The organism is Aeromonas enteropelogenes (genome assembly GCF_000819845.1).
Classification (GTDB): Bacteria; Pseudomonadota; Gammaproteobacteria; order Enterobacterales; family Aeromonadaceae; genus Aeromonas; species Aeromonas enteropelogenes.
On record NZ_CDCG01000011.1, the window covers coordinates 178,528 to 190,651 of the forward strand.

Annotated in this window: 13 protein-coding genes; 8 read left to right on the top strand and 5 right to left on the bottom strand. The window is 60.2% G+C overall.

Going from position 1 to position 12,124, the window contains the following annotated elements; all coding sequences use genetic code 11:
- Window positions 1-20: 20 nt before the first annotated feature.
- The 5 genes from BN1123_RS04245 to pseF are packed head-to-tail and all read right to left on the bottom strand — an operon-like array spanning window position 21 to window position 4,575.
- A complete protein-coding gene (locus BN1123_RS04245) occupies window positions 21-284 on the bottom strand; it encodes a hypothetical protein (RefSeq protein ID WP_042025523.1) in 264 nt (87 codons plus the stop codon).
- Window positions 281-1,573 carry a motility associated factor glycosyltransferase family protein gene (locus BN1123_RS04250; protein ID WP_042025524.1) on the bottom strand — a complete coding sequence of 431 codons (1,293 nt, stop codon included), beginning with the start codon at window positions 1,571-1,573 and terminating at the stop codon, window positions 281-283. The genes BN1123_RS04245 and BN1123_RS04250 overlap by 4 nt, the downstream gene beginning before the upstream one ends.
- Window positions 1,566-2,612: a pseudaminic acid synthase gene (gene pseI / locus BN1123_RS04255; RefSeq protein ID WP_042025525.1), complete on the bottom strand. Its 1,047-nt coding sequence runs from the start codon at window positions 2,610-2,612 to the stop codon at window positions 1,566-1,568. The genes BN1123_RS04250 and pseI overlap by 8 nt, the downstream gene beginning before the upstream one ends.
- A 6-nt stretch (window positions 2,613-2,618) precedes the next feature.
- Window positions 2,619-3,890 (bottom strand): UDP-2,4-diacetamido-2,4,6-trideoxy-beta-L-altropyranose hydrolase, encoded by a 1,272-nt coding sequence (pseG, locus tag BN1123_RS04260; protein ID WP_042025526.1) that lies wholly within the window; start codon window positions 3,888-3,890, stop codon window positions 2,619-2,621.
- Window positions 3,880-4,575 carry a pseudaminic acid cytidylyltransferase gene (pseF, locus tag BN1123_RS04265; RefSeq protein ID WP_042025527.1) on the bottom strand — a complete coding sequence of 232 codons (696 nt, stop codon included), beginning with the start codon at window positions 4,573-4,575 and terminating at the stop codon, window positions 3,880-3,882. The genes pseG and pseF overlap by 11 nt, the downstream gene beginning before the upstream one ends.
- Before the next feature lie 153 nt (window positions 4,576-4,728).
- On the opposite strand from pseF, the gene BN1123_RS04270 reads away from it, so the two are divergent.
- The 8 genes from BN1123_RS04270 (at window position 4,729) to glf (ending at window position 12,122) form a co-directional block, all read left to right on the top strand.
- Window positions 4,729-5,268 carry a GNAT family N-acetyltransferase gene (locus BN1123_RS04270; RefSeq protein ID WP_197064445.1) on the top strand — a complete coding sequence of 180 codons (540 nt, stop codon included), beginning with the start codon at window positions 4,729-4,731 and terminating at the stop codon, window positions 5,266-5,268.
- Window positions 5,265-5,498 carry an acyl carrier protein gene (locus tag BN1123_RS04275; protein ID WP_103261815.1) on the top strand — a complete coding sequence of 78 codons (234 nt, stop codon included), beginning with the start codon at window positions 5,265-5,267 and terminating at the stop codon, window positions 5,496-5,498. The genes BN1123_RS04270 and BN1123_RS04275 overlap by 4 nt, the downstream gene beginning before the upstream one ends.
- Window positions 5,498-6,247 (top strand): SDR family NAD(P)-dependent oxidoreductase, encoded by a 750-nt coding sequence (locus BN1123_RS04280; RefSeq protein WP_042025530.1) that lies wholly within the window; start codon window positions 5,498-5,500, stop codon window positions 6,245-6,247. The genes BN1123_RS04275 and BN1123_RS04280 overlap by 1 nt, the downstream gene beginning before the upstream one ends.
- A complete protein-coding gene (locus BN1123_RS04285; protein ID WP_082037459.1) occupies window positions 6,244-7,602 on the top strand; it encodes an AMP-binding protein in 1,359 nt (452 codons plus the stop codon). The genes BN1123_RS04280 and BN1123_RS04285 overlap by 4 nt, the downstream gene beginning before the upstream one ends.
- The gene (locus BN1123_RS04290; protein ID WP_042025531.1) at window positions 7,599-8,654 is read left to right on the top strand and encodes a LuxE/PaaK family acyltransferase; all 1,056 of its coding nucleotides are present in this window, start codon (window positions 7,599-7,601) and stop codon (window positions 8,652-8,654) included. The genes BN1123_RS04285 and BN1123_RS04290 overlap by 4 nt, the downstream gene beginning before the upstream one ends.
- Complete coding sequence (locus BN1123_RS04295; protein ID WP_042025532.1) at window positions 8,633-9,832, top strand: acyl-CoA reductase; 1,200 nt, start codon at window positions 8,633-8,635, stop codon at window positions 9,830-9,832. The genes BN1123_RS04290 and BN1123_RS04295 overlap by 22 nt, the downstream gene beginning before the upstream one ends.
- A 170-nt stretch (window positions 9,833-10,002) precedes the next feature.
- The gene (locus tag BN1123_RS04300) at window positions 10,003-10,956 is read left to right on the top strand and encodes a glycosyltransferase family 2 protein (protein ID WP_042025533.1); all 954 of its coding nucleotides are present in this window, start codon (window positions 10,003-10,005) and stop codon (window positions 10,954-10,956) included.
- On the top strand, window positions 10,953-12,122 hold the full coding sequence (gene glf / locus BN1123_RS04305) for a UDP-galactopyranose mutase (RefSeq protein ID WP_042025534.1): 1,170 nt from the start codon (window positions 10,953-10,955) through the stop codon (window positions 12,120-12,122). Before BN1123_RS04300 ends, glf begins: the two co-directional genes overlap by 4 nt.
- Window positions 12,123-12,124: the final 2 nt, after the last annotated feature.

Here is a 12,124-nt window from a genome sequence, read left to right on the forward strand (position 1 = left end):
ACGTGAAGCCGGGGAGGGCGTCACCCCTTGTCGGTCATTTCGAAGAGGGCGACGAGTTCATATTCGAGTTCGTCAGCCAGAGCCAGCCAATCTTCACGTTCTTGTTGCTCCAGTATGCGCTTGATGAGCACGGGCAGCAGTTGCTGTTGTTGTGCCGGCCAGCCCAGGCTCTCGGATGCGGCTTGCTCCAGCAAGGCAGGAAGTGTCTGGATTGCCTCCAGAGACAAGCCAAGGCGAAAACGCTGCGCCAATGCAGTGAGTTGGGCTGTCAGAGAGGCACTCATTGGGTTATCTCCGGGTGATAGTGGCAGCCCTGGATATGCGCACCATCCTTGCTGGTGTTCCAGAAACGAACCTCGGGGTGACGATCTATGTAGCGCTCCAGCTCACACAGGTAACCGGCAAAGTTCAGGGTCGTGGTCACCCGATTGCCATGGCCATCGTGCACCCAATGACGCGCTGTATGGGCACTCGGGCCAAGTGAACCATCTTGCCAACCGGTATGGGTTTGATTGCCCGGGAATGCGAAGTCGACGCCCATCAAGATGACATTGTTGGCCCCCATCTTGACGGCCAGATCCACGGCCGGGTGGATCACGCTCCCTCCTGAATGCAACACGCCTCTGGGCAAGCTGGTACGCAGGGCCTCATAGGTCTGGCTCATCGAGTAGGCGCCATAGCGCGGCCCCTGCCAGGCGGCCAGCGTCTCATGGGGCAGCATGGGGAAGTAGACCAGCTTGACCTCTTCGGAGCCGTGAGCTGGCAGCCTGTCCTGACCTATCAGGTGATCGATCGTGACGACCAGATCCGGCTTGATGTGGTGCGCGAGCAGCGTCTTGTAGGCCGTATCGACACATATGATGAGTGGTCGTGTGGGTAGTTTCGCAAGTCCGCCCAGATAGGGCAGGTGACGTGCCAGTGTCGGGCCGGTGGCGATGATCAGCGCCGTGCAGCCTGGCCGGGAGCCAAACAGCTTGGTCACGTCGGCATCGTGCGCCAGTAGCTCGCGATTGCTTTCTAGTCGCGCCAGGCGTTCGGGGTCATCGGCTTTGAAGCGCCGATTGACGAATGGCAGGTTGATCTCGCTGATCAGTCGATCCCGGATGCGGACGGCAGCATCGTCGACCAGCAGCAGCTCGGCCGGCAAGGCGAAGAAGGGTAATCGGATCTCCTGGTCATCTCCCGCGATGGTGAGCACGACCCTGGGATCAGCGAGCCAGTCATCCTGCTCCAGCAGGCGCAGCACCAGCGCAAACAGGGCGCCGTTCATGATCTTCACTTCCAGACGGCGCAAGCTGCTGCGTTGCAACAGCACGCGGGGCAGATCGCCAAGTCCGGTGCCATAGATATGCAGTACGGGCTCTTCGGACAGGCTGGCGGCCTGCAGCTCGGCTTCTTTCCCCCTGTCGTGACGGCTGGTGAGCTGGATCCCGTCGACGCTGAGGGTGGAACCCAGTCCCTCGGTCAGTTCAACCTGGAGGTGCGTTACATCTTGCGCCAACAGGCGGGGCCAGAGGGTGGGCCAGCGCTCGCTGATAAGCTGGCCATGGCGAGCAAGCAGTTCCTCATTCATCCTGTGCTATCCACTCCCAATCCAGCGGTTGGTTGGCGCTCATGTCCCGGATAACTCGCTTGCCGAGGAGGCGATCGTAATCGGCCGGGGGCAGGCCAAGGGCGGGCCGAACCGACTTGATGTGGGCTTCGGTCAGGCGCTCTCCGGCTGCAATCTCCTTGACCAGATAGAGGGAGCGGCGAAATGCGCGGTTGCCCTGCTCGCTCGGGGTGAGCTGATAGTCGGCCACGCCGAGCGCTGCCTGGGCGGTATTGACCGAGGCAACCAGTTCGGCAAGCTCGGTGGGCTCCATGGAGAAGGCGCAATCCGGTCCGCCATCCGCCCGGGCAAGAGTGAAGTGCTTCTCGATGAGGGTGGCGCCGAGCGCGGTCGCCGCGATGGCAGTGGCGCTGCCCAGCGTATGGTCAGAAAGCCCCACCTCGACGCCAAAGCGCTGGCGCAGCATGGGGATGGCGCGCAGGTTGTATTCGGCCGCGGGCGCCGGATAGCCACTGACGCAGTGCAGCAGCGCCAGCTGGCAGTTGCCGTGTTTGAGCGCCATTTCGACCGCGGCGGCGATCTCGGCCTCATTCGCCATGCCGGTGGACATGATGAGGGGCTTGCCAGTCTGGGCGGCGTAGCGAATGAGGGGCAGGTCTACCAGCTCGAAGGAAGCAATCTTGTAAGCCGGGCAATCAAGGGATTCCAGCAAATCGACTGCGCTGAAATCGAACGGGCTGCTAAATACCGTGAGCCCCAGCTCGCGCCCCTTGGCAAACAGCGCCTGATGCCACTCCCAGGGGGTATGGGCCCACTCGTAGAGGTCATAAAGGCTGTGGCCATCCCACAGGCCGCCGTGGATCTGGAATTCGGGTCGTTCGCTTTTGAGGGTGATGGTATCGGGGCGATAGGTTTGCAGTTTGACTGCACTGGCTCCCGCCTCCTTGGCGGCAGTCATGATGGCCAGGGCGCGCTCCAGGTTGCCGTTGTGGTTGGCCGACAGTTCGGCGATCACATAGGGGCTCTGTATTGGGCCGATGGATTGATGGGCAATCTGCATCTGTGTTCAGGTTCCTGTACCAAGTTGCCAGCCTTGTGGCGCCGACTGCCAGGGGGCGGGGGGCGCATCTTGCGGCGGTTTGGCAAGATAAAGTGGGAATTGGGAAAAAATCTTTAGCAAGCGATATGCCAGCTCTTGCCAGTCTTGTGGTTTGAGTGGCTGGTGTGCCTGCCAGGCCAGCTGCTGGCCGCTTAGGTCAAGGGTGAGCAGGCGTGTCTCTGCCTGCCCGCCATCTTGTTGTAAAAATTGCCAGCGTTGGCCGTCGGGCCGCAGCTGATAGCCGGTCTGCGGCAGCAGCCAAGCGGTGAGGCGATCGAGCCCGAGGCCATCCACTTGCTGCTGACCGCGTTGGCGATAAGCCTCAGCCTCTTGTTCCAGTGAGTGCAAGGCCTGCGCGAGCCGTGAGGGGTCAGCGAGCTCGCTTAGCGTCAGGCGTTCGGCCAACTGGAAACGGGCGATCACCTCATCATTGAACTGCTGGTTGTCGACGATGGGCACCACCAGGGTTGGCAGGCCGAGGCAGACACGCTCCCAGGTCATGCCGCCGGCGGCACCGATGGCAAAATCGTGGCGCGCCATCAACAGCGCCATCTGATCGCTCTGGCGCAACAAGTCGATGCGAAGTTCGGGCAGTTCGGCAACCCTCTGCTGCAATTCGTGCCAGAAAGGGTTGGCGCCGCCCGCCACCAGAGTCCACTGGATGGTGCGGGCCCAGGGTAGACGAGCCAAGCTGTTGAGGGTGGTGAGACAAGCGCCGGCCGGATCGGCGCCGCCAAAGCAGATGAGTCCCCGTTGCCACTGAGCGATGTCTCGGCGTGCAAGCTGTCGGAAGGCCGGGCGCAGCAGCGCATAGTCCGTTCCCAGCAGCAGGCGACAGTTGTCTGGTATCAGGGCTTGATAGTCGGCTGTGCTGCGCAAAGGCCCTTGGTCCAGCAGTAGCTGACAGTGATGCGGTCGATCCGCCAGATCGTCGATCACCAGCAACTGACTACAGTGGCACGCCAGCAAGGCTTCAAGGGGCTGGTCGATGGCGTAGTGATCGACGATAAGCCATGCAGGCCGCAGTCGGGGCAGGGGCCCCGCATCATCCAGCGCAGCCAGAGGGTGGTAGTGGTGCAGCTTAAGCAGGGGCAGTAGGTGAGTCGGCAACCCATAACAGAGAAAGTGGCACTCGGTCCCCGCCACCAGCAACCGATCGGCGATGGCCAGGCAGCGCATCAGATGGCCCAGCCCTATCTCGGGGCCTGCGTCGAGTCGAAATGCGATATCAAACGTCATGCTGGTGTAATACCCGATAGAGCAGTTCGGCCAGGTGCCAATCTTCCGGCGTATCGATGTCGACCACCCTGTGCCTTGGCAATATGTGTCCTATTCCTTCTCCGCCCACCGGGTTGATGCCGCCCAACCAGGCGGCGCGGCTGCCCCAGTAGAATTGTCCCGCATCCTGATAGGCGGGTTCCAGATCCTGAGAGCGCTTGGTCATCTGCCCTGGCCAGAAGGGGGTGACGCGTCCCTGCTCATCCATGCGTACTGCCCGTTGAATGGGAAAGCCGAATTCCGCCACCGAATAGACGAATGGGGCCTGGCTTGCGAGCAAGCGCTGATGGGCTGCCTTCAGGTCATCGGCCTGGATGAGCGGCACGGTGGCGTAAATGCAGCAGTAGTGATCGCTGGTGACACCGAGCTCGTCGAGCCGCCGGATAGCATCGATCACCACCGGGGTGGTGCCGGTGTGGTCGTCGGCGAGGCTGGCGGCGCGCAAAAAGGGTACGTCGGCACCGAGCTGGCGTGCCACGCAGGCGACCTCCTCATCATCGGTAGAGACCACAATCTGGCTGAAACACCCTGCCGCTTTGGCGGCGTTGATGGCATAGGCGAGCATGGGCTGGCCGCAGAAGGGACGGATATTCTTGCGCGGGATGCGCTTGCTGCCGCCTCGGGCCGGGATGATGGCGATGGCCATGAAGTTTCTCCATGAAAAGCCGATATGACAGTAATAAACAGAATTGTAACCCTGAATCCGTGAATGATGACAGTTGGCATGACCCAGGATCTTCGATTGAACTCATTGATGGCAAAAGAGATAATTGAAAATCACCGTGAAATGGACAGTGATATGACAGGTTTGAAAGAGTTTGCCCGCTACGGGGTCAAGCTGGTGGCGCTGGCACAGGATGATATCGAGATGGTGCGCCAGTGGCGCAACGATCCCAAGATTGCCGACCTGATGCTGGACAAGACCCATATCACGAGGGAGATGCAGCAGCAGTGGTTTGTCAGGCTGCAGCACGCGCAGGATCAGTTTTATTATCTGGTCTGGTTTAAAGATCAGCCCATCGGGGTCGCTTCTCTTATCAAAGTCAATCGTGACGCCGGGCATTGTGAACCGGGCATGTATATCTATGTCGATGAGTATCGCAACAACATAGTGCCCTTCTGCGTTGCCTTCGCCCTCAATGATCTGGCCTTTGAAGGGCTGGGGCTGTCACAGCTGTTTGGCAAGATATTTGCCAGCAATCAGGCTTCTGTCCGCTTTCACGAGGCGTGTGGCTACCGTCTTTACGAGACGCAGGAGGATGGCCTCGGTTTGTATGTGCTCGAACGGGAGGCCTATTTCGCCGCTCGCGCCAAAATCGCTCGTTTTATAAGGTATTGATGATGCAACTAGAACAGATTTTCTCCGATGCACTGGGCATCGAGCTTGAACAGGTTTCCGATGCGCTCAGCTATCAGGGGATCCCCCAGTGGGACTCCGTCGCCCATATGGGCCTGATTGCCCAGCTGGAGGATCACTACGGTGTGCTGCTCGATACCGATGACATCATCGACATGAGCTCGGTCGCCAAGGCGCGGGAGATCCTGGCTAAATATGGCGTCGCCCTCTGATGACCGGCCTGTTGCAGGGTAAACGGGTACTGATCACCGGCGCTGGGCGCGGCATCGGTCTCGCCATCGCCCGGCAGTTTGCCGCCCAGGGCGCCGAGTTGTGGCTCAATGGTCGCGATGAGGAGGCCATCACCCGGATGGTAGAGGCGCTCGGCGTCGAGTTTGGCGTGCCTTGTATACCGCTTTGCTTCGATGTGGCCGATCCGCAGGCGGTCAAGCAGGCCTTCCAGCAACTCTTTGGCCAGACCCGCCAGCTGGACGTGCTGGTCAACAATGCTGGGGTGCTGGACGATGCGCTGCTCGGCATGGTCCAGCAGCAGCAGATAGAGCGCACCTTCGCGACCAACAGTTACAGCACCCTCTATTGCAGCCAGTATGCGGCTCGCCTGATGCAACGCTCCGGCGGGGGCAGCATCATCAACATGGCGTCCATCATTGGCCGGGTAGGCAATGCCGGCCAAGCCGTCTATGCCGGCAGCAAGGCGGCGGTGATCGGGATTACCCAGTCACTGGCCAAAGAGCTGGCCGCGAGCCAGATCCGGGTCAATGCCATCGCCCCCGGCTTCATCGATACCGACATGGCGCGCTCTCTGCCGCCAGCCAAGTTTGACGAACGGGTAGCCAGCATCGCCATGGGGCGCATCGGCACGCCGGACGAGGTCGCCAGCGTGGCACTGTTCCTGGCCTCGGATCTCTCCCGTTATGTCACCGGTCAGGTGATCGGGGTCGATGGAGGCATGCTGATTTGAGCGCACCCGACTTGCTAACCCATCTGGTGGTGGGCAATAGCGCCCCTGCCTGGCGGGATCCCGATGAAGGCTGGCTTAGCTACGGCGAGCTGGCGCAGCGGGTAGCACGGCTCGCCAAAGCCTACCCGAGCGGGCGTCAGCTGATCTATCTGCCCTTTGTGACCTCAACTCGTCACCTGCTTCACTACCTGCTGGCCTTGCGTGATGGTCATGCAGTCATGCTGGCCGATCCGGCCCAGGACGAGGAGACGCGCCGTGCCCTGTGCGAGCGGTTTGGCGCGAGCCTGGTCGTGACTGCGGAAGGTTGCCTCGTGCACCTTGGCGAGGCACCCGCTTTGCATCCAGAGCTTGCCTTGCTGCTGCCAACCTCCGGCAGCACGGGATCCAGCAAGTGGGTGCGGATCTCTCGGAACAGCCTCAATGCCAACGCCGCCGCCATCGCCGAGTATCTGGCGCTGGATAGTGCGGAGCGAGCGATCACCAGCCTGCCGATCTTCTACTCCTTTGGCATGTCGGTGCTCAACAGCCATCTGCTGGTGGGCGCCTCGCTGGTGCAGAGCGCGGCCAGCCCTCTCGAACGCCAGTTTTGGGAGGAGGTCAATGCCCATCGGGTCACCAGCGTGGCCGGGGTGCCTTTCACTTTCCAGATGCTGAGTCGTTTGCGCTTTGACTGGCGCCGTTACCCCAGTCTCATGACCCTGACCCAGGCCGGTGGGCGCCTCGAACCGACCTTGGCGAGCCAGTTCGCCCATCAGGCCGAGTCACTGGGGCGTCGTTTTTTTGTCATGTATGGCCAGACCGAGGCGGCGCCGCGCATCGCCTGGTTGGGGCATGACGAAGTGCTGGTAGCCCCGGATGCCATCGGTCGCGCCGTACCGGGAGGGCATCTCTCTTTGCGTCCCGAGCCGGGACTGCCCGAAGGGGAGGGAGAGCTGGTCTATGAAGGCCCCAACGTCATGCTGGGTTATGCCGAAGGCATGGCTGAGCTGGCGCGCGGGCGCGAGGTGGAGGCTCTCTTTACCGGTGATCTGGCCCGCTGCGACGAGGCCGGACGGTTCTACCTGACCGGGCGTCTCAATCGCTTCCTGAAGCTCTTTGGCAAACGGGTGAGTCTGGCCGAGGTGGAGAGCTGGTTGCAGGCTCGGGGCCACTCCTGCGCCGCGACCGGTCGCGACGATCGCCTGCTGGTAGCCATCGAAGGGGAAGAGGTTGCATGCGATGTGCTGCAGATCGAGGTTGCCCGCTGGTTGATGGTACCCCCCTCCTGCGTTCGCATTCGCATGCAGCCGCTGCCACGACGCAGCAATATGAAGATTGATTACCCGGCCCTGCTGACCCTGTTGGAGGCATCATGAACAGGTTGCTGGAGTCCCCCGTTTTCGACCTTGTCCAGCAGGAGAAGTCGGCTCTGTTGCTGGCGCGCCTCAACGAGCTGACTGCCCGGCATCAGCAAGCTTGTCCCCCTTACGCCAATATCTTGTCGGCCTTTGGCTGGGGGCAAGCTACGTCTTGCGCTGAGCTACCCTATCTCGCCGCGCGCCTGTTCAAACTGGCCAAATGGCAGAGCGTGCCAGAGGAGGAGGTGTTCAAGGTACTGACCTCATCGGGCACCACGGGGGCGCCGTCGCGGATAGTGCTGGATCGGGAGACCGCCGCCCTGCAGAGCAAGGTGCTGGTGAAGATCCTGCAGGAGTTTGTCGGCAAGCAGCGTCTGCCCATGTTGCTGGTGGAGCAACCCGCGCTTATTCAGAATCGCAGCGGTTTTTCGGCTCGCGGGGCGGGGGCCCTGGGGCTCTCCTTCCTCGGGCGTGATCATACCTATGCCCTTGATGAGCAGATGCGGCCCAACTGGCCGGTCATCGAGGCATTTTGTGACAAATACGCCGGTCAGCCCGTGTTACTGTTTGGCTTTACCTTCATGGTGTGGCAGTGCCTGCTGGAGCCGCTACGCGAGCGTGGTATACAGCTGCCCTTTGCCGAGGGCATCCTGTTTCACAGTGGGGGCTGGAAGAAATTGCAGCATCTGGCGGTGGACAATCCGGCCTTCAAGCTGCGCTGTCACGAGCAACTGGGTTTGCGTCGGGTGCACAATTTTTACGGCATGGTGGAGCAGGTGGGCTCGGTCTTCGTCGAGTGTGAACAGGGTCATCTCCATGCCCCCGTGTTTGCCGATCTGCTGGTGCGTGATCCGCTGACCCATCAACCGCTGGGGATGGGCCGGCTGGGCCTGTTGCAGGTGCTCTCGGCCATTCCCGGCAGTTATCCGGGTCACAGCCTGTTGACCGAAGATCTTGGCGTCTTGCTGGGAGAGGATGACTGCCCTTGTGGCCGCCGTGGCCGTTATTTTCATGTATCAGGGCGCCAGCCGGGCGCCGAGGTGAGAGGATGCAGCGACACCTTCCAGTAACCCCTTCGCAGGCTTTGCAGTGGCAGGGAGGTCCCAAGGTTAGTTTCGTGGCCCCTCTGGCGGATTGGTATGGTTTTATTGCCGACCCCTTGCCCTGCTTTGCCCCCGTCATCTGCGATTTCTTGGCGGCGCTGTCGACCCGTTTGCAGCAGGAGGGGCGGCGTTATCCCGATCTGGCCGCGCTGGGTTTCTGGCTTCGCCCGAGGAATATTGATGAGCAGCGCAAGCGCATGGCGGGGCGCATGCCGCTTGGTATGGTTTTTCATCTGGTGCCCTCCAACGTCCCGACAGTGGCCTTCTACTCCTGGTTGATGGCGCTCTTGACGGGCAACAGCTCGGTGGTGCGTCTCTCATCACGGATTGATCCGATGCAGGAGGCCATGCTGGCCATCCTGAACGAGCTGTTTCAACAACCTGGGTGGCGCCCTGTTACCGAGCGTACCCGCTTCGTGCGTTACGGCCATGACGAGGGGATCACCGCCTGGCTGTCGGATCGCTGTCGCCTGCGCATCGTCTGGGGGGGCGATGAAACCATCCGCCGGGTGCGAGCCATTCCGCTCTCCCCGAATGCCCAGGAAGTGGTGTTTCCGGATCGCCGTTCCATGGCGGTGCTCGACAGTCGTTGGCTGGCAGGACTGCCGCCAGAACGATTGCAGCAAGTGCTGTCGGCCCTGCAGCAGGACTGTACCCGCTTCAATCAGCGGGCGTGCGCCTCGCCGACTACCCTCTGCTGGTTGGGAGAGCCAGATAATGACCTGCGCCGGCATGTGCTGGAGGCGGTGTTTGCTCCCTTCGCCCAGGATCCCGCGTTGGCCATGGAGCGCCTCATCAACAGTCAACAAAATGCCGCCATGGCGGGTGAGATGCAGTTGAGCACACTCCCAGGCGTCACCTTATTGACTCCTGCCACTTCGCTGCGGCTCCCTCATATCGGGGGAGGTACAGTTGCCGAATTTGTGGCCGATAACCTGATTGAGTTGCTGAAACAGCCTTGGGACATGCAAACCTGTGTCTGGGTGGGCGAACAAAAAGCGCAGTGCGAAGCCGCATTGGTAGAAGCAACAGCCTGTCGCATCGACAGGGTCGTAGCCCCTGGCCAGGCACTGGCATTCGAATGGCACTGGGATGGGCTCGACATGCTGCGAGTGTGCAGCCGTGGGCACACAAACGCGCAATAATGGTTGCGATCTCACAAAAAACCAGATATTTCAATGAATTAACTTTTTTTGGCACAGGCTTTGCAGTAAAAATTCCCATCAAGGGGGAGAAAGGTTGACACAGACCGTGCGGTAGCCTTGCCGATTTTCCCCCGTTCGCTTCTTTTCTACTCATTTTCCTGGATCTCGTCATGAAACTCAGCGTATTGGTGCCGGTCTACAACCTGGAGCGCTTTATCGAACCCTGCCTGCTCAGCCTGCTCGAGCAGACAACCAATTTCGATTTTGAAGTGATCGCCATCGATGACGGCTCGAGCGATGGTTCCTGGTCCATCATGCAGCGCTTGGCTGCCCGGTGGCCGCGGCTGAGGGCATTGCAGAATCCGCAGAATATGGGGCTGGCCAAGACCCAGAAACGCCTGCTTGCCGAGGCGAGAGGTGAATATATTGCCTACGTCGATGGTGATGATCTTGCTCTGCCTGGCAAGTTGCAGGTACTGGCCGACTATCTGGATGTCCATCCCGGCTGTGCGCTCTGTTACCACGAGGCAGAGGTATTTGACAGCGAAACAGAAGAGGTTACGGCCCATTACAGCCGCGATTATTACAATGCTGCTTATATTCCCCGCAAGGCCAGTGCAGAACACTTGATCCGCTATGGCTGTTTCCCCAATGCCAGTTCGATCGCCTTTCGGCGCCATCCTCACTTGCAGGAGGCGGTGGATGCCGATTGCAAGATCATCCTCGACCATCCGTGGCACATCCTCAACGCCTTGTATGGCAAGGGGAGCGTCGATGGCATTCCGGAGGTTTATGGACGTTACCGGATCCACACTCATAGCTTTGGGGGACAAACCAAGCGTTCGCCAGAGCGGCGGGAACAGGTACTGGCTGATCAACTCAAAGCCTGTGACAACGCGCGTCCATTCGGGATCGCCGATTCTGTTATCGCGGCAGGCAAGGCGCACTACCGTTTCGCGACGGCACTCTATTTTCTCAAGCAAGGCGATGTGGCGCGTTTCGAGCGCTTCATCAATGAATCCGTGGTGGATGGCTGGTTCTTCGATGAGCGACATCAATTGGCCTGGGAGAATCGTGCTCAACCCACAATCGTGGCGCAACAGCTTTTCGGGGCTTCTCAATGAATTATCAGGCGATTGTCATCGGCGCCGGCCTATCCGGCGCCGTGATGGCCGAGCGGATGGCCAGCCAGCTCGGCTGGAAGGTGTTGGTGCTGGAGCAGCGTAACCACATTGGTGGTAACTGCTTCGATGAGTATGACGAGTATGGTGTGCTGGTACACCGCTACGGGCCCCATCTCTTTCATACCGATAACCATGAGGTGTGGGGGTATCTGTCGGCCTTCACCGAGTGGTTGCCTTACGAGCATCGTGTGCTGTCACGCATCGATGGGCAATTGGTGCCGATCCCGTTCAACCTGACCAGCATCGAACGCTGTTTCCCCGCCGACAAGGCCGGCGCCATGATTGAGGCACTGCGCACTCGGTTCGGGGACGGCGCCAGAGTGCCGATTCTCGAACTGCGGAAGGAACAGGATCCCCTGCTGGGTGAACTGGCGGATTTCATCTATCAGAAGGCTTTTGTCAACTACACCAGCAAACAGTGGGGGGTACCGCCCGAGCAGATCTCCCCCGAGGTGACGGCGCGGGTACCCGTGGTGGTCAGTCGGGATGATCGCTATTTCACCGATCCCTGGCAGGCGGTGCCGGCCGCAGGCTATACCGCCATGTTTGAGCGCATGCTCGCGCACCAGCTGATTGACGTGAGGCTGTCGACCCCCATGGCACAGCATGTCAAGCTGGACTGGCAGCATAAGCAGGTGCTGCTGGATGGAGCGCCGTTTGACGGCCCCTTGATCTATACCGGGATGCTGGATCATCTGCTGCCGGCAGAGGGGAATTGCCTGCCATATCGCTCACTGCGTTTTGAGCATCGGCATCTGGCGCAGGAACAATTTCAACCTGTCACCACCGTCAACTATCCGAATGAAGAAGCCTTCACGCGGATCACCGAGTTCAAGCATTTCAGCGGGCAAGTGCATCCCGGTACCAGCATCGTTTACGAATATCCCTGTGACTATCAGCCAGAACAAGGGCTCGAGCCTTACTACCCGCTGTTTACCGACGCAGCCCAACAGCATTATCAGACTTGTCGTGATGAGTTAACCAAGTTCCCACAGGTGATCGCCTTGGGGCGCCTTGCCGAATATCGCTATTTCGATATGGATAATGCGGTGGACAATGCGCTGCAACACTATCAGCTCCTGGCTCAGCCGATGATAGGGAGATAAGC

What these genes read in the sequence shown, in the direction of transcription:
- BN1123_RS04250 (WP_042025524.1), bottom strand. Translation starts at nt 1,573, where the DNA reads ATGAATGAGGAACTGCTTGCTCGCCATGGCCAGCTTATCAGCGAGCGC.
- pseF (WP_042025527.1), bottom strand. Translation starts at nt 4,575, where the DNA reads ATGGCCATCGCCATCATCCCGGCCCGAGGCGGCAGCAAGCGCATCCCG.
- glf (WP_042025534.1), top strand. Translation starts at nt 10,953, where the DNA reads ATGAATTATCAGGCGATTGTCATCGGCGCCGGCCTATCCGGCGCCGTG.
- BN1123_RS04270 (WP_197064445.1), top strand. Translation starts at nt 4,729, where the DNA reads ATGACAGGTTTGAAAGAGTTTGCCCGCTACGGGGTCAAGCTGGTGGCG.
- pseG (WP_042025526.1), bottom strand. Translation starts at nt 3,890, where the DNA reads ATGACGTTTGATATCGCATTTCGACTCGACGCAGGCCCCGAGATAGGG.
- pseI (WP_042025525.1), bottom strand. Translation starts at nt 2,612, where the DNA reads ATGCAGATTGCCCATCAATCCATCGGCCCAATACAGAGCCCCTATGTG.
- BN1123_RS04280 (WP_042025530.1), top strand. Translation starts at nt 5,498, where the DNA reads ATGACCGGCCTGTTGCAGGGTAAACGGGTACTGATCACCGGCGCTGGG.
- BN1123_RS04300 (WP_042025533.1), top strand. Translation starts at nt 10,003, where the DNA reads ATGAAACTCAGCGTATTGGTGCCGGTCTACAACCTGGAGCGCTTTATC.
- BN1123_RS04290 (WP_042025531.1), top strand. Translation starts at nt 7,599, where the DNA reads ATGAACAGGTTGCTGGAGTCCCCCGTTTTCGACCTTGTCCAGCAGGAG.
- BN1123_RS04245 (WP_042025523.1), bottom strand. Translation starts at nt 284, where the DNA reads ATGAGTGCCTCTCTGACAGCCCAACTCACTGCATTGGCGCAGCGTTTT.
- BN1123_RS04295 (WP_042025532.1), top strand. Translation starts at nt 8,633, where the DNA reads ATGCAGCGACACCTTCCAGTAACCCCTTCGCAGGCTTTGCAGTGGCAG.